This window comes from Rhodocytophaga aerolata (assembly GCF_030503435.1).
Classification (GTDB): Bacteria; Bacteroidota; Bacteroidia; order Cytophagales; family 172606-1; genus Rhodocytophaga; species Rhodocytophaga aerolata.
Genome location: NZ_JAUKPO010000018.1, coordinates 118,765 through 137,278, shown reverse-complemented (window position 1 = coordinate 137,278; position 18,514 = coordinate 118,765). Strand labels below are relative to the sequence as shown.

Annotated in this window: 8 protein-coding genes; 2 read left to right on the top strand and 6 right to left on the bottom strand. The window is 42.6% G+C overall.

From position 1 onward, the window contains the following. The first annotated feature begins 28 nt into the window (after positions 1 to 28). Positions 29 to 3,337: an AsmA-like C-terminal region-containing protein gene (locus tag Q0590_RS24185; protein WP_302040196.1), complete on the top strand. Its 3,309-nt coding sequence runs from the start codon at positions 29 to 31 to the stop codon at positions 3,335 to 3,337. A gap of 701 nt (positions 3,338 to 4,038) precedes the next feature. Here Q0590_RS24185 and Q0590_RS24180 read toward each other — a convergent pair. Further along, entirely contained in the window at positions 4,039 to 5,478 is a 1,440-nt protein-coding gene (locus Q0590_RS24180) for a toxin-antitoxin system YwqK family antitoxin (RefSeq protein WP_302040195.1), read from the bottom strand. An 825-nt stretch (positions 5,479 to 6,303) separates the two neighbouring features. On the opposite strand from Q0590_RS24180, the gene Q0590_RS37585 reads away from it, so the two are divergent. Next, the gene (locus tag Q0590_RS37585) at positions 6,304 to 6,516 is read left to right on the top strand and encodes an arylamine N-acetyltransferase (protein ID WP_366970508.1); all 213 of its coding nucleotides are present in this window, start codon (positions 6,304 to 6,306) and stop codon (positions 6,514 to 6,516) included. Positions 6,517 to 7,011: 495 nt separating this feature from the next. On the opposite strand, the gene Q0590_RS24175 is transcribed toward Q0590_RS37585, so the two are convergent. The 5 genes from Q0590_RS24175 to Q0590_RS24155 all read right to left on the bottom strand — a co-directional run bounded on the left by Q0590_RS24175 (position 7,012) and on the right by Q0590_RS24155 (position 18,514). Further along, positions 7,012 to 8,724 carry a sodium:solute symporter family protein gene (locus tag Q0590_RS24175; RefSeq protein WP_302040194.1) on the bottom strand — a complete coding sequence of 571 codons (1,713 nt, stop codon included), beginning with the start codon at positions 8,722 to 8,724 and terminating at the stop codon, positions 7,012 to 7,014. A gap of 62 nt (positions 8,725 to 8,786) precedes the next feature. Further along, entirely contained in the window at positions 8,787 to 11,066 is a 2,280-nt protein-coding gene (locus Q0590_RS24170) for an FAD-dependent oxidoreductase (RefSeq protein ID WP_302040193.1), read from the bottom strand. Between the two features lie 94 nt (positions 11,067 to 11,160). Beyond that, the gene (locus tag Q0590_RS24165; protein WP_302040192.1) at positions 11,161 to 14,148 is read right to left on the bottom strand and encodes a glycoside hydrolase family 2 TIM barrel-domain containing protein; all 2,988 of its coding nucleotides are present in this window, start codon (positions 14,146 to 14,148) and stop codon (positions 11,161 to 11,163) included. A 29-nt stretch (positions 14,149 to 14,177) separates the two neighbouring features. After that, entirely contained in the window at positions 14,178 to 17,036 is a 2,859-nt protein-coding gene (locus tag Q0590_RS24160) for a glycerophosphoryl diester phosphodiesterase (protein WP_302040191.1), read from the bottom strand. Beyond that, entirely contained in the window at positions 17,027 to 18,514 is a 1,488-nt protein-coding gene (locus Q0590_RS24155) for a RagB/SusD family nutrient uptake outer membrane protein (RefSeq protein ID WP_302040190.1), read from the bottom strand. The genes Q0590_RS24160 and Q0590_RS24155 overlap by 10 nt, the downstream gene beginning before the upstream one ends.

Sequence of the window (18,514 nt, the reverse complement as noted above, 5' to 3'; positions counted from 1 at the left end):
AAAAGTTAAGTTTCTTTTTAATACCTATATGGCAAGAATAAGAATCATTCCTCTACTGGGAAGAATTTTGGTTTTTCTTGTGCTGCTGACAAGCGCAAGTATCTTGCTCATCCCCACCTTTTACCACCAAAAAGCTGCCACTTTTTTAAAAACACAGTTTTCCCGGCACACCGACCTGAAATTGCAGCCATTTGAAACCAGTATATCGCTTTGGGAGCATTTTCCTTTGGTTACTTTTACGTTTCAAGGCCTTTCTATTGAAGATACCTCTACCACCCGGGCCATACAAGTGCTAGGTATCGGGCAGGCGTCTTTCACTATAAACCTCTCGGATGTATGGCATGGAAACATAAATATTCAGCAAGCCAGGCTGCAAGGTGTAAGATATACCCAGCAGATAGATACGCTAGGCCACAAAATTAATTTTCACCTGAATCCCCGCAAAACACCCCGTAAAGATTCCACCGATTTCTGGCTGCACATTCCACATATAGAAATTGAAGATTGCCAGGTCAGTAACCAGAATGATTATAAGCAAAATGCCTTTCGGGTGCACATCTCCCAGGCTACGCTTGCTGCCCAAGTAGCCGGTGATAGTATACGTCTGGAGGGGAATCTGGCAGGAAAGGTAGACTATATAAAAAACAAAAAGCTGGAACTGCTGCGCAGCAAACCATTTACGGCACAGGCCCACTATACCTATCATCTGAAAGAGAAAAAGGGCTCACTCCATCCGGTACTAGTCAGCATGAATGCAGATACACTCACCATTACAGGCAGTCATACCAAACTATCCGATGGCACCGGCACCACACTAGCTATTCATATGAGCGGAAAACAACCCCTGATGGAAGTTTTGAAAGAAGTCATTCCGGTAAACAGGCAAGTCTACCTAAACCAGATACGTTCTGCTTCTAGGATCACCCTGCAATATGAGCTAAGCGGGGAAAGCGGACCGATGAAACGCCCCAGGGGAAAGCTATCTTTCCAGGTAAATGAGGGCGAACTACACTGGCCCGATTCGAACACTGCTATCTCCAGGCTCCGGCTTCGGGGCGAATACGACAATGGCGAAGAACGCTCGGCTGTTACCAATACGCTAACGATCCACCAGTTACAGGCGCACATCGGTACAGACAGCATCGCCTTACAACTGGCCATCCATAATTTTCTTGCACCAGTGATCAAGGGCCAGTTCAGTGGCGGATTTGATCTACAACACCTGGCTACTATACTGCATTTGCCTTACCGTGCGCACTATTCAGGTAAGCTGGTAGGTAGCGTATCAGTGAATGGAAGTGTAGCTTATGGAAAGAAAAACACAGGTAGATCTGCAAGCGCAGGTAAGGATCAACTGAAGGGTATTCTAAACAATTACCTGCAAAATAAGCTGGTATGGAAAGGCAACCTTCAACTACAACAGGGTACGTTCCGGCTGGCGGATATACCGCTTACTTTTACCGGCATAAATGGGAAGGCCAGATTCAGAAATAATCTGCTAGTGATTGATAAAACCAGCGGCAAGCTTAATGGGGCTCCTTTCCATTTTTCAGTGACAATTGAACATTTACTGGCCTATCTGACAGGAAATTACCCAACCTTGCAAGTAGATGGAAATATATATGTCACCAGTATGAACAGCCAGTGGTTTTCCAAACCAAAGTCCACAGTTGGGAAAGCATCCAAAAAAATTCTGGCAAAAAAAACACCTTCGCAGGCAGCGCATATAATTCCTAGTTTTCTGCAACTGCAGCTGAAAATAGCGTGTCAACAATTGCTGCTGTCTACAGATACCCTTACAAATCTGCGCCTGCAAGTGAAAAGTTCAAAAAAACAGATTGCCCTTTCTCCGGTTGCCTTTTCGCTGAGAGGAGGAAACCTGCAAGGAAGTATGTATCTCTTCAATCAACAGAAAAGCACTATTCCGGCTCAGGTTACACTCAAAGCTAGTTTTAAACATCTAGACTTCAGGCAACTGGCACAAAATTATTTGCAGCCCAGACAAACTTCTGTAAATAAAGCTGCAGCAAAACAGCCAGCTTCCAATGTGGCACAAGCTTCTTTACCCCCTTACTTACAGGAAATGGCGCAGGCTGCAAACGCTGATATTTCCTTACATGCCCGGAAAATAAGCTTACCTGGCAGCGAAGATCTTACTAGGGTAGCTCTTCAGGTGAAGAAAAAGGGTGCGCAGGTACAGATTCCAGCCATTTCTTTTGGAACAACCCTGGGTGCTTCCGTGAAAGGAAATGGAGGATTCCAGTTAGCCGGCAATGGGGTAAAAAAACCTTTCCTGCGCTTACAATTCAAGTATAACTCCATCGACTTACAGCAATTTATGAAACAAATTGCCTCTATCGATGATATAATTCCGCTGGTAAAGCGATCATCAGAGAAAAAAGCAGAGAATGCTTCCTTGAGAAAAAACCGGAAAGAAACACATACGCTTGGCGAGGAAGAATTTGACGTGTATTTACAGGTAAAAGCCAGCCGCTTGAACTACCAGCATCTAAAAGCCGAATATTTTACTTTAAAAGCCCGTCTTGATAACCAGCATGCTAGGGTAGAAGAGTTTGCGATGAAAGCTTTTGGAGGCTGGTTTGCCTCCAGGGGAAATATAACATTAAACCGTACCGCCACAGGTCTTCCGGTGAAACTGCGTACCCAGATCAAGGATGTAGACTTAAAAAAGCTTTTTGCCATTACGGATGAGTTGAACCTGGATTTATTGGGTAGTGAGCACATTAGTGGTGAAATGGATTGTGACCTTGTACTGCATACCAGCTTAGATGAAAGTTTTGCCCCGGATATAGAGAGAAGTTCTGCTTATGCTAAAGTAAAGCTCCGCCGGATGGAATTAATTGAGGTAGCTCCTATCCAGCAGGCCTTCCGTTTTTTGCGCAAAGAGCGTTCCAGGCACATCTACTTCGATGATCTCACTACCCATTTTCTGCTGCATGACAACCGTTTTATTAGCACAGGCGTGAACTTAATCAATAATATTGCTCCATTTGAGCTTAGCGGCAGCTACCAGATGAACGGCCCGGCTGATTTTTACCTGGATGTAAATGTGCTCGATGTTTTGTTTTCAAACAATAAACGGCGGATTGAAGAGATTAAAAACAAGGATGGCCAGCAAACCAACCGGCATAAAAAACAACATTTACATATCACCCGCGAAAAAGATTCGTATCATGTAAAGCTTTTTCAGCAGAAAGAGCGGGAATCCATCCGGCAGGCGATACACCGGGAATTTCATGGTTTGCTGTTGGCACTAAAAATAGATACCGTTTTTTCGGATAATCAGCAACCCAAAGGGATTGCCAGAAATGAGTAAACTAAATTAAACTAAATCGGTATTAGTGGCCAGTTGACAGATTTGAGCTTTTATAGCTTATACTTATTTGCTTAAGCGCTGATTCTTATTGGGTCCTACTTTCTTTTCTTCACTCATTTTCTATTGCAGGTAATGCTCGTATATAAGGCGTGCCGGCATGACTTATATACTTTTTTTTATAGGCAGTGCGTCTTGTGGTAAATAACGTGAATAAGGAGTTGATTATTAATGCTCTAATATATTAATCACGTTATACTATATTCGTTATTAACTGGATGGCCAAAAGTCATACCTCCCTGGTCTTCCCCAATCTCACTCCAGATTCATACGGTACAAAGAGCCCGAAAGTAAAGCCATAAATTATTTGGGTTGTCTATTTTTGGCCCTTTTTTTTCGCCTCTTATAAATTAAAGATTACTTTAAGACTGATTTGGTATGCGGTACTTTATACAAAGTTTGGCACTCTTGAAGAGTAACAAAAACTCATCAAATTTAGCTAAGTGAACGTTGATTTTTTTAACCACTTTTTGTAACTGCTGCCAATATGGCTGATTTTGTAGGGAGTGCATAATGATCAAAAGATGGTGGAGTTACACGAAAGGCAGATATCATTTATCAAAAGCAGATACTATTTCTGGAATAAAGTTCTGTGGCTTTTTGCTGTCAGTTTATCTTGATCTATCGGTAGTGCTGATAGGTGATTAATTTAAAACCAAATTATTACTGATCCATCTAAACTTTGGGATACCATTTTTGATTGTAAGAATTCCAATGAAGTGTTGCTTTGTGGGAGTAGCCCCTTTGATGGAAGGTTTCCATAAACTGCTTGTTTTTTTTAGTATAGAGTTTAACGCATTATAAAGTATCCGCTCTTGCTCTGTTATCCTGAGTCTGCTTGAAAAGAGACTGTTATCAATATTACAATTTCCTTTTTCATCCACATCAAAATCAATCGTGCATGCCAGTTGGAAGTCTTTGGAGAAAAAATGACTCGGGAGATCAATCTTTTGTTCTATGTAATGCTGTAAGCTATCCCTGCCATAGATAAATTCAGCACTATATTCTATAGCTGGAAAACTGTTTCTGCTGTCTCCTAATATTTTGTAGGTGCCAGGTAAGAATTGCAACACAAGCAGTTCATCAGACTCCATAGCTTTATCATTATGTGTTCTTGGCGCCCAAGTTTCACATGCAGTTAAAACATCGACAAGCTGCTTTTCTACTGTTGTATTATGCAGCGTTGAATGGAGAATGGGATTGATAAGTTTACCCGATTTATTTATCGTAAATCCCACTAAGATATACCCCTTCTCAAGGTATGGAGGGTCAAATCTTTGATACACATAATCATAGAAAGGCAGATCGGAGTAGGGGCTATTATATCTTCTGACTTGGTAGCTATGTGTTGCACCAAGCTTAACGCAATCTGTTTTTTGTGAGTAGTTACCAAGTAGATCTTCTGTTCTATCGATTAGGGTAGTAGGAGCATCAAAATATTTGTGACTAAAGCCTGCAACTTCTGCTATGTTTTCTCCTTCAATAAATCTGCCATTTTCAAATACTTCTACACCTACCTTATAGTTAGAATTTTGAATATAAATAGTCCATTTTCCATGCTGTTTCCCATTTTTTATTTCTCCTCGTATCAAGGTCTTCGGTAGCAGATCGATTTCGCTAAACTCTCCATGGCCATCAAAGGTCAGCCTTTTTCCATTGGATTTATAAAATTCCTGTAAGTAGTAATCCTGCCCATTGAAGCGTATTACTTTTTTTAGTTGTCCATTTTCATACCAGTATTTCCATTCTCCAGTTTTATATCCTTGCTGCCATTGACCACTTTCCTTCAGTTGTCCATTGCCATAAAATGCTTTATAAGACCCTTGCAGTAGGTTGTTCAGGTAAGACCCTTCAACGGCTACCTGGCCGGAAGAGTAATAATCCTTGAATGACCCTTCAAAAAAATAGAGATAGTGGTTGAGCTTTGCCGTTCTGTAATATTTAGCACATTCTTTATCACAAAGAACGCCATTGAAGAAGAACTGCACACTATCCTCACCAAGAATTTGAACACATTTTCCAATTTCTTGTCCAAATGAAACAAAGTAAGCAAATACCAAAAAGGTGACAAGTAAAGATCTCATATAATACAAGAAGCTAATAAGAACAAATGTAATCAAGCTTCTACTCTGTACATTTGCTCCTTTACTGAGACATATACTTATGGTAAAGTAAAAGTAACCTTCTAGTCAACTTTCATAAAGCAATAATACGAAAGGTAATAAAGTAGGAGGGAAGGAGCTATCCTTCAACCGGCATTGCATATGCAAAAGCTTCCTAAGTCTAGCGCAGTCTAGTTGCTATTTTTAATAGCGAAAAAGGAAAAATCAGCCAATTAAAAATTATTTTTTCAGACCTATATCAGACCAATGCTATATAAGTGACTGACTATCAGTAGGAGTGCACCTCTCATAATCAGGGGGCAAGTTCGAGCCCAGGCGGGCTCATGTGAGTTAAACGCCTATAAATCAAGTATTTATAGGTGTTTTTTGCTTTTTACCTTTGTCATTTTTCCTGCTTTAGGTTTGAGTTTTTTATATCTAAAAGAGGAGTTTTTGAGTTGTTCACTAGGAACTTTAAGACCTGTTTCAAACCTACATATAGCTATTAGGTTGAAAATCAGGTAAATAAAATATAGGGCCAAAGCGTACAGGTAAAACTGTAGTCAGGAAAAATCCTGCTGTTTTAAGAATCTATAGCTGACCTCCTCTAATTGCCAACACAAGTCAGCTATTGCTTTTATGACCAAGCCTTTCGTATCTTTCCCTATACAATCTACATGCGTAACTCCTCGTATTCTTTTAGGTGGTATACCTGGTAGCCTAAAGGGCAAAAAGACAAAGTAATGAACACTCAACTATATTTAAAGCGGGTTCACTATTAGGGAGAACTTAACACCCACTTTAGAATTGCTCTCCCTTCTTCAACAAGCTCATCTGATGAGTGTTCCTTTCGAGAATCTTGCGATTCACTATCGCATTACAATTGACCTGGCACATTCATATGATAAAATTGTACTCGTCGAAAATAAAGGGGGATTTTGTTACCAGTTAAACGGGTTGTTTTACCAATTATTAACCCACAACTTTAGGTCGAATCACCTTAACAGGAAACAAATTTAGAATAACAACGCATCATACTGTTTCTGAAAAGCTGTTGACAACCCAAAGTGAAGTACAACAGATTTTACAAGCGTATTTTAACATAAAGTATACTAAAGCCATCTGTTGAGTTCAGGTCCTTAATTTTTTGACAGAGACCGTAAAGAATTGTTTATGATTTACTCTGAAAGGCTTAAGTATATGATTTTAGCAAAGGGGCAGTTATTTTAATTCCTTCTTTCTTGTAACTATCCTATAAAAGTTTATTTACCAACAGTGGCCTCCAGTTCAACGGTTAGGGTTTCAAAAAGGCTTATTACTTCTATAAAAGTATTTGCTTGCTTAATACCAAACTAGACAGCTATCGATCGGGCTTCTTTTACTGGTACTGATTCTGCTTTGTAGTTTTTTACTCTGTGCAGGGATGATCTATTTGTTTAAGGTGGCTGGAAACAGAACAGACAAGTAGGTTTTCAATAGGTGTAATATTTTATTTTCAGACTAGATTTGATTGTTTTATACCTTTGTGAAAGGTTTCACGGTATCTATCTGATTTTTATTTCTCATAGTTGATATATGCCAAAGTGGATAGGAGCTTGCCAGAACGATTATAGCGACAGTTGCCGTAATTAGTTCACTATTTTTTGCTATAAAACTCAGCATAAGAATACCACTTCCTGTAACCGCCATTGAAGCAGCAATAACACGTATTCCATACGCATTCTGTTTGTTTGATAAATCTTGTTGTGTCTCAAATAGGCTATTATCTTGTTTTATCTTCCTTGATTCTTTGAATAGCTCATACTGGAATGAAATTTTATTTTGACTCCATGCCCAGATTTCATACATAGCTAATATCATCAAGGGTAAGAGAGAACCTAATAAAGTTTCCTGTATCCGGTCGAGTCTAATGTTGAACAGGATAGGAGAAATAAACTTAAAGAATATACCTACATTAAGGGTAACCAAAGTAGCGGTAAAAACAGAAGCAGCGGTTTGCCTTTTAGAGCATAAAGCCCATAAAATAGGTGCATATAATGCTCCTCCGGTAAGCGAAGCAATCGTTAATACCACTTCTACAACACCGCCAATAGAAGGTACAAGCAAGGCTATTATAATGGTAATCAGACCAAAAACAACCGTGGCTGATCGGGCTACGAGCATTAAAGTATGGTCAGTTGCATAGGGGCGAATTAGATTTTTATATATATCATTAGTAAAAACTGCAGCAACCAAATTCAACGTTGTATTGACAGAACTAGCAGTGGCGGCAATCATCCCGGCAAGCATCAGGCCCATTAAACCAGCTGGCATCACTTGCTGGCAAATCAGCAGATACGCTCCCTCTGCTTCCAGGCCTTTCAAATCTGGATTGATAGTCCTGTAGATCATAGGAGGCAGCATCCAGATGATGGGGCAAATAGAGTATAATCCTGCAAATAAATAGCCCACTTTCTTGGCAGCTTTTTCATCTGCTACACTTGTATACCGTTGAACATAGGCCCAGTTGCCCCCAATAAATACGGTCTGATAAATCACAAAAGCTACCATAAAAGCCGGCGTATATTCACTGGTAAAGAGACTGAAGAAGCCATTTGGCGTCTTATCAACAAATTCTGTTATACCACCTACCTGTGCAAAAGAAAGAGGAATGACAATAATGACGGCAGCTGTTAAGATTACAAACTGCATTACATCGGTCACCAATACTGCCCATAGGCCACCCGCAGCTGTATACAGGATAACCATAATGCCTAACCCGATAATGCAAGCTTCTAGAGAAAAAGGGGTAGCCAGGTAAACAATTTTTCCTACAGGATACAAGAAAGCGCCGGTGCTAAACAGATTAATAAATAAAATTAAGTACGTATAAAATTGTTGTACCTTCGTTCCCAGACGTTTTCCTATAAATTCAGCAGCTGTAATAGCACCTGTTTTTTTCCAGCGGGGAGCAATAAACAGAGCCGTGAGTAATCCGCCCAGGCACATCATCAATTGAATAGTTACTGCTACCCATCCGGATTTATAAGCAATAGATCCCCATACTACAAAGGTGCCTGCCGAAAAATAACTCATAAATAAAGACAATCCACTAATCCACCAGGGTGCCTGTCCGCCCGCTGCAAAAAAGGATTTGGTATCCGTACTTCCCGATTTGGTGAATGCCAGTCCCATCGCCATAATCAATAGGGCAAACACAATCATTACTATAAAATCTATATTTTGCATATAAACAGGAGAATGAGTAATTGAGTTAAAGTAAGTAGTTTCTTATTAGTAGCCTACATCCATCAGGAATAGCATCTGATTTCAAATAGAGCAGCAGGGATGTGTTCGCCAGGTGCTTCTGCCTGGAAAATCAACCGTTTGGTAGTAATCGGGTTATCTAACGTAAAGCTGTTCCGGGTCTGGTAATTGTCTTCCTTTTCAAATACTACTTGTCCAGTATCATTCAGCAGGCGATAATGGCGGATACAGAAAGGCATTCTATTTTCAGGATGTGACATTAGTACCGTTTCCATGGGGTGATCATAGTCGGCATCAAAAGTTAGGTCTATTTTCGAAATAGTTTGGGGTGAAGACCATTCCAGGATAAGTGTTGGCTGCGGATCGTGAAAATCGGCTACCCAGGTATTAGGCTGCGAGGTTGGTCTGGCAATTCCATTGCTGACATTTTGCGCTGAAAATACCCGGATTCCTGGATTTATTTTCAAAGCAAAATTATGCCCTTCCGGCCTGCGCTGCGGGCACCAAAACTCAAATTCATCAATGCCAATATCTTCTGGAGGTGTTTGCTTACCATAGTTAGAAACAGCCGGATTGGTTTTATTAAATACGGAAAGTAATCCGGTTACTCTTTTCTGGCTATAATGCAGCGATACATTCGGATTTTTCATTAGGCATAAAAAGGCATAACAGGGCTGCTCAATCTGTGCAGTAAAATGCAGTGGAATACAATTTAATCCGGCGTTTAAAGAAATGGCCTGCTTTTCTAAGGTAACATCTGGTGTATGATTATCTACCCGGCTGCTAATACGTAGCTCCACGTTTAACTCTGTCGCTTGACTCGCTATGGCATGAATGCGTAACTCAGGAACATTTCCAGGCAAGAGAGGAATAAGTTGTGCAGCAGAAGCATCCAGAGGTAGCAAAGGGCCATCCATTGGTAATTCTTGTAAGAGTAATTCACTAGATGTGTTAATTTGTGCTTTTCTGGTTAGATCTTTCTCATCGCGTAAAATCAGTCCAGGAATATGCTGACCAGTTTTCAGCAAGGCATTTTGTAGTTCGTACAAATGAGGAGCTTTACTCAAGTCTCTTGGTAAGAGTTGCTTTGCCTGACAAATAGCTGCCGCCATTCCTACGGCTTGGCCTATATAAGCGCTGGTGCCCATCACGCGGCTGGAGCCGAAAGCTACATGCGACACACTGATAATCCTTCCGGCCAGAAATAAATTTTTGATAGTACGGCTGTAGAGGCAACGATACGGAATCTGATACAAGCCTTTGGCATGCCACTGATTACAACCAGGTTTTTCGCTGAACACCCCATCTGCCGGATGTAAATCGATGGACCAACCTCCGAAGGCTATGGCATCCTGGTGAGTTCGTTGCTCTACAATATCTTGCTGCTTTAGAATATAATCGCCTTCAAACCGGCGGCTTTCCCGCTTGCCAGGAATCTGGCCTACCCATTCCAACGTCAGGGTTTCCGCTTCGGGGAAATTGCCGGAGTTCTTAATGTAGTTCCACACACCATAAATTACTTTCCAGAGTTCCCACTTAATTTTTTCGGTATCATGTACGGTATCTAACCGGCCGCCGTATTCTATCCACCAGAGCTGGCAGCCATGTTCTTTGGCCGTAAATCGTTTGTATCTAGGAATCTGGGTTATATCTTGTAAAGCATACGTTGGCGGAATAAACTTTACAGGCTTACCCGTGTCTTTGCTATAAAAATATAAGGAATGCCCCAGCAATTCTCCGTATTCAGCCGACGGAGCAAACTTTTCCCCAAATTCTTCTTTCGATTCAGCCCCCATCCTGAAAGCCGCTCCGGACAAAAAACCAACGATGCCATCTCCAGACGCATCACAAAACAATGGTGCTACCAGGGTATATTGCGTAGAATTCTGGCTGCAAAAAGCAGTTAAACTTTCAATGGTATCGGGATCTTTTTTATTTACTGCTATTACAGCTGTATTTAGCAGCAGGGTAATGTTAGGTTCATTTACCACCTTATCCAGTACGACAGTATCGAAAATGATCGGATTTCCTTCGGGATTGCGATAGGTATTTTCTACCAGTATTTCATCTATTACACCCCCTTCACGTGCCCAGCGGTTGTTGTTGCCCATATGTGAGGTAGCGCCCAGAACCCATAGCCGCACTTCGCTGGAAGAGTTGCCACCCAGTACCGGACGGTCTTGTACAAGTAGTACTTTTATGCCTGCTCTGGCAGCTGTAATGGCACAACACGTACCCGAAAGGCCACCGCCAGTCACTACCAGATCCGCCTGCAATCTTTCAGATTTTAACCTCCTGTTTTCTGTAAATTCTTCTTTAATCATTGTATGATAGTTTTATTGTCATTCGCCAAGGGATAGAAGTATTTTTTTAAATGACCAATGACTTTTAAAAGCTTTTCTTATTTTATAACACGATTTATTTAACTGCTACAGCTTGGATTGTAACTGCCTGCGACGACTCCGATTTTCCATTAGAGTTGATAGCTGAAAGCCGGAAGGTATATGTTTGGTCAGGCTGCAATCCATTTAACCGGATGTAGTCTAAAGCCATTCCAGATAGTGTGTACTGCTTCTCATTGCCACCTTCTTCATAGCTTACCAGGTAACCGGTAGCTTTCTCTACTGGCTTAAAAGCTATTACTGCTTCACTGCCTTTGCGGGCAATGCTGGTAATCCGTGGCGACCGGGGAGGCCTATTTCCATCAGGTGTAACTTCGTATACTTCCGACCAGCCGCTGGTGACATACTGCTGTACAATCCGCCGCATCTGAAATTGATAGGTGTTGCCGTTTTGCAGATTAGGAATCCGGCATACGCCTTTTGTTGTTACTTTCAAGGTTTTCCATTTTGTGGTATCTTGCTCCAGGCCATACCTGATTTCGTAGAGATAATCATAATTCTCATACCCATACCCAATAAAAAAGCTGCTGTCAGCTGCTTCAGCCTGCCAGATTACCGGAGGAAGTAACTGGGTGGTAGGAGTAGCGGTTATTGTCTGAGAAGGAGTGCCTTCGCCTAAATGATTAATCCCAATCACCTGAAACTGGTAAGGTTGATCCTTATCCAGTTTTTTAATATCAATATAATGATTGATGGTTGTGTCACTTTGCCGGGTGAAGCCGTTTATTCCGTATTTTACTGTGTAATAAGGAGCAGTTACATTTTTCTCGAACACAATCCGTACGCCATTTTCTCCCGCAATTACTTTTTTCACCACAGGTGCTGCTGGCTTTTGCAGATAAATGATGGTGTCATACACATGGTAGTTTACCGGAGAGAGCAAAGAAAACTTAATATGACTTGGATTTGAAGAAGGAACAGTCCAGTTGATAGTCTGAGTAAGTGGTTGGTCTCCTGGCTGGATAGTAGGTAGTTGGACAAAGTTGCTCTCTACCGTATTATCTTGCCCGTCTTTTACTTCCCATACCAGCTGGTAGTTCCGCAAAGTATAAGCCGGCAGATCCAGTGTTGCTCTCGGATGAATCGTGAGAGTAGAGGTTTGTTTTTCACCAGGTTTTACTTCCTTCATTCCTCCTACTGACAACGATCGTATAGGTGCATATTCACGGCGGAATTCTTCATATGCACGCTTGGGCTGGCGGAATACATTTACTATCCCCCAGCTGCGGTTGCCTGTAGGAGCGGTATTCCAGGCTGCGTGTGCCTGCCAGAGGCTACGGTAATCGTTAAATGTCCACAGAGAAGCCCCCATCAAATAGTCTCGTCCACGAATGTCATTCAGCATCTTTTTGGCATCTATTACGCCCAGGTTCAGGTTTTCGCTGGTTAAGTTATAGCCGTATTCGGAGTAAAAAACAGGTTTGCCAGGATGTAGCTGATGTACCTTATCTGCATTCTTTCCGAGATTGCCATATTTGTTAAACAGCACCATAGTTGAGTATTGAGCCGGGTCCATGGCATCTGGATGAGGAGCAGTGGAAGCTGCCTGTTTGCTTTTAGTGGCGCCTGCGGCCTGTGGTGCAGTTAGGTCTTTTACTTGTACATCCGCGGAGTGGCTTACATACACAGCCATTCTGGAGTTGTCCAGCTCCTGGTTTACATAATTAATGGCTGATTGGACATACTCCATTACCTTCGGATTCTGATGGATAAAGCCTATCTCATTGCCCACACACCAGCCAATAATAGAAGGATGGTTGAACTGCGTAGTAACAAGGGTTTTAAGCCATTCTTTTGGCAACGGATTATCTAGATCTACCAAGGCATCTTGTCCCCAGAGTGGAATTTCACTATAGATCAGCATCCCTTTTTCATCTATATAATCCAGGACTTCTTTTGGGAGAGGCAAGTGGGAAAGCCGTGCCATGTTGGCTCCTGCTTTTTTCATCAGGTCTATGTCTTGTTTGTAGCGCCATGCTGGTAATGTATTTCCGGTAGTACGGTCGTCGGGTACCCAGTTGTAGCCAAGCAGGCGTACTGGTTCTCCGTTTAATTTTAGCTGCAAACCCTCTATTTCTACTTTGCGGATACCAAAGCGGTCTTGTATTTGGTGCATTAGCTTACCATTCTCATTTAGGGTTACTTCCAGTTTGTACAGATGCGGATCGTCGAAATGCCAGAGATGTGTTTGAGATTTGGGGAGTGTGGTTTTTACCGTATATTCTTTAGAACTATTCGCAGGGATAGTCAGCGAAGCAGTCAGCTTTTTATCAGGATTTGCTGATTTACCAATGCTATTGTTATTCTTGATGACTGCTAGGCTGTTTACAGATTTAGGTTGATCCGAATCATTGCGCAGCAATACTTTTACGGTTACTTCTGCAGTTCCTTTGGCTAAGTCCGGGGTAGCCACCACCTGTGCCTGTTCAATACGCAAGGCGTTATTTACTAGTAATTTCACCGGACGGCGTATGCCACCCCAGTTCCAGATAGCTCCCCGCCGAAAGGTGTTGTCTGCACAAACTACCACGGTGTTTATTGTTCCAGGTTTAATAACTTTGCTAACATCAAATTCGAAAGGAAAAAAACCGCTGTGGCTTTCTACTAGTAGCTGTCCGTTGAGCCAGACTTTGGCATCGTGGTATACTGCTTCAAAATGCAACCGCATCGTTTTTCCTTGCCATTGGGCAGGTACTTCAAAGGTTTTGCGGTACCATCCTTTGCCGGAGAAGTGGGCATATTCATTCTTTACATCCCAATTGCCAGGAACCGTCATGTTTTCCCAACCATTGGCTGGAAAATTTGGTCCGAACCATTGTTGCTCTTCACCTATGGTATTCGGATCTGTTTTGAACTGCCAGTTTCCGTTTAATGAAAAAGCTATTTCACCTGTGTTTTCTGCATTTTCAAAAGTAGCATCCGTTTGTATGTGTGCTAAGCTGGAGGATAAATGCAGAAAGCAGGTCAGGAAAAGTAAAATATACGTATGTTTTAACGATTGCATGTGGAGTTTTCTAACTGTTAATAACTTATTTACTGGTAGGCTATCTCTATTACTTTCAAGCCATAAGGAGGCAATTGAATAGTCCAGTTTCCATTTGTATCCAGGTCTGATTCGGGCTGTCCAAGGTTATTCAAGAGGTTTGCTTTCTGAATCGTTGCCTTCTTATGGAAGAGTAAGTGTTGAGCATTAAACCCAATAGTGGTGGTCCGCATGTCATTATCATTATTCAATAGCAGCACGTATACTTTGCCTGCCTTTGTAGAAGTAGCCCCCATGTAATCTACAAGTGGGTTACTTACTTGCACCATGTTAGCAGGCAGATGTAGCTGAGCTTCGTTGCCAAAGACCTTTCCTGGAGCAAAACCATAGGTCTGGTGAGGCCCCACTTTCGGGGTAACAAAGCCTCTGGGAAACTCTACCTGGCCACCAGACCGTAAGGAAATTTCTGATAGCAAATAATCGGTGATCCAACCGATTTGCCACCAGGCATGATGGGGATAGGGGCCAGCTCCGGCATTCATTGCCCGCCAGTAATATGAGGCTACACTGGTAGGTTCATGCACAAAGGCATCTCTACCCAGAACACCCACCCTTGCCATATTCAGGTATAAAGAATCGTTGGTGAGTCCAAACAAGCGAACAAACATCCCAGCGTGGCTTGCCAGTTGGATGGGTCCATGAATATTAGCTGATCCTACACTTCCGCCATGTTCAAAGCTCAGCCCAGCCTGGCTGATCTCCCAGTCTTCCCGGGCGATGCCGTTTACCAGCTTTTTTTCCCTGGTAGGAATGGGATGTGTATAGATAGAGGCAGTATACATTCTTCCGGTTGTTAGCGCAGCCTCTTTGTAGCGTTTTTCGCCGGTGAGGTCAAACAGATCCAGTAAGGCTTGTACACTCTGGCCAGTGGCAAAATCTGGTACAAACCGCAGGTCACCACAGACACCCAAAAAATGGCCTTTATGGACAGCATTCTCTACAAACCAGTCGGCACCTTTGCGGGCAGCATCCAGGTATTTTTTATCGCCCAGTATCCGGTAAGCTACGAGTAAGCCATAAAAAGTGGGACGTACATCTTTCAGTTCCGTAAAGCGGGGTTTTTGGGTTTCTCGGTCATAGGCTACTTCCCAATGGCCATCTGGGTGCTGCCAGCTTAACAGGCGATCCGCACCTAAGCTTAAACGTTCTTTCAGTTGAGTGTCATTGGGGTCAAAGAGCAGTACATTCCCAATGTCCAGCATGGTGTAGTAAGTGAGGCCTATGGGTTCTACATACGGTCCCCATTCTTCAGTAAACTTCTGGCTTTTCGATAAATAATACTGGCCAACGGCTGCTCCCTGAAAGAAGCCGGCTTCTTTTTGCTGCTGGGCTAACTTGAAGTTTCGTGCGTACGGCAAACGGCTTTTCCGCAATACCGAATCGCCAGAAATCGTGGCCAGCATCCACATAGCTCCATAGTCGGAATTTTTCATGGCATCTTTGTCAGAACCAACAACACCCCCTAAGTAGGCCTGTGCTCCGATCTGCTGCCCATTGAATTTTTCCAGCCGCCACAGGGAAGTGGTATCGTTATTTACATATGCCAGCATAGCCAGCACCCGGTTCGTTAAAGAATGCCTGGTTTGTTTTAGAGCTAGTACATCTGGAAAGCGGTATACATCGTTGATGGCATGCTTGTATACCAGATACCAGTCGGACAGTTGCAAAGTGTAGCGGAACTTAAACGTACGGCTTTCTCCAGCGTTCAAATACGAATTTTTTTCTCCCAGCACCGGATAGTAGGCAGTAGGAGTAAGTTCAGCTTTGCGGTTCATCAGTGATAGGCCCAGTTGCCAGTCGTTATGGGTGTTTTTATCCTTCTCCCAGGGATCGCGGCCAGTGCCAGGCTCCGGGATAAGGGCAAGGGTAAACCCATTCTTCTGGCTAATTAAGGGAGCTAAAGTGCTGGCGGTTCGTTCCCGCACTACAATGGGTTTTCTGGGAATTCCTTGTCCATAAGCATAACTTAATACCAGATCATTTTGTAAGGCTTTTCCCTGAAAATGCCCCGGAATAATTCCCCAGGTGAGATCTTTTTCTGAAATAGTAGCCAGGGTAGGAGAGGCCAGTGAAAAATAACCCGCTTGTTTGGCTGTAAGGTTGATTTCTACCAGGATATCATTTTTATACATGGGGTGCAAGGCCCAACTGGCTTCTACAGTGGCTTCTTTAGAATCTTGCATAAACCGAACTTCTGAATGACCCACCTGTTTTGCTTGTGACGGAAAAAAATGGTGCGCAGTGCCTGCCGTATTCATAGCAACAGGTTTCAGGTTCGAATGCCAGGTATTGACAATGTATTTGTAAATAGGCTCCGGAAAATTTCTGGCATGATCATCCACCTGGTTAAACAGAGGCAATGAATCTGGTTTATCCGGGGAGTATAGAAAGGTATACTCCCCGGTAGGCATAGGTAGCGGAACATTCTTATTGTTCTGTTGTACCTGCACTTTATTGAGTGTATATCCCTCAGCTGTTTTTTGCCACTCCAGCTGAAGTGATGAATTTACCAGAGTAATCTTTTTTTGGGCATGGCTGAATAGGGGCAGTACGAGTATAAAACCTGCCAGAAAATATTTTGACAGCCGATTTTGATTCCTTTGTTTTCTATGCTTCAACTGGTTGAAGAGTTGGGTTGTCATGCGTATATGCATAAGAAGAAGTAGCGCTAAGAGAATTAATAAAATGCCTTTTTCGGTACGTAAAATCAACACAATCAAGCCCATGGGTGTGAAGGATGCAAGCTTGCTTTGAGAAATTGCTTCTATGTTAGAAGGTGAATTATTCAGTAAATGAAAACATTCTTCTTTCCTCAGAATGACACAAGAGCCATTATTCATTACTGCCATTCTGTATTTTGCGTAAGTTTAGGATTGGCATTGATTTCGTCTTGTGGTATCGGGAAATACTTGTGCCTGGGTTGAGGGCTCCGCGTTTTAAATACATCATTTACTGCAGCAGGTACCACAGTCAGGTATTTATTTGTCCGGGTTAAGTCATACCAGCGGTCGCCTTCACTGAACAATTCCCAGGAACGTTCCTGCAATACAGCTTCTATAAACTCTTCTTTACCTAATCCTTCTGGCAAATTATCCAGACCTGCTCTCTGCCGAACAGTATTAATATTCGTATAAGCATTGCCGCTTGGTCCGCTTTGCCTGGCTTCTGCTTCGGCAGCTATCAGATACACATCTGCTAACCGTAATATGGGTATGTTATTAGCATGACTAGAACCTACAGAGTTGGGGTCCTGGTATTTTTTAACTAATATACCTTTGGGCGTAATAGGCGTTACATCCTTTTGCTTCACAATTTCTCCTTTGGCATTTACATAATTGGTATCCATCAATTGCAGACGTTTATCTTTTGGGTCGAAGGAGGCATAAAAGGAAGGATACACGAATATGGAACCAAACGTAGTTTTGCCATAGGCAGGACTGTTGCTATTGGGGGGACCATATAAGCCCATGATCTGGGATGTTCTGCCAGGATTAGTGCTTTCTGCTTCAAATGCCCACATATTTTCCTGCCTGGCTACGTCTTCCTTGGCTACATTGTATACATCCAGTACATCTGGCATCAAAGCATATTTACCAGAGCTAATTACCTCTTGTGCTTTTTGCTGAGCTACAGACCAATCTTCGTTATACAGAGCAGCTTTGGCATGTAAGGCGAGAACCACTTCTTTGGAAGGACGACCTTTTTCCAGGCTGGGCGTGTAGGAAGGCAGGCTGGCAGCCGCTTGTTCCAGATCACTATAAATTTGCTGGTAGGCTTGAACTCTTGTGCTTTTCTCGGCAATGGCTTCCTGTTGAGATGTACTGGGGGTGGTTTTTACCACAATATCACCAAAGTTTTTGGTCAGCATCCAGAAGTAGAATGCCCGGAGGAAATAGGCTTCGCCCAGAATCTGGGTTTTGCGGTTGGCATCCATCTGTACATCTGGTACCCTGGCTATTACCCAATTGGCTTTTTCAATACCAGAATAACAGGAAGTCCAGATCTGATACGGCGACTCATTTGCCCTGCCAAAACTTTTAACCGCTGTATAGTTAGGGTCGTAGGAGAATAAAGTATAAGTGTCGCGGCCTACTACCGGGCGGGGGTACACCTGGTCGGCACTGAAGTCAGAAATCATCAGCGGAGCCGGACCTGCATATAAATCGCCAACCACACCATATACTGCCAGCAAGGCAGATTCGGCATCTTGAGAGGTTTTGTAAAACTGATTAGTATAAATGGAAGAATAAGGTGTTTCTTGCAGTTCGCAGGCGTTAAGGCAAGCTAGTACACCGGCAGCAAATAGGTATTTTATATATGTTTTCAT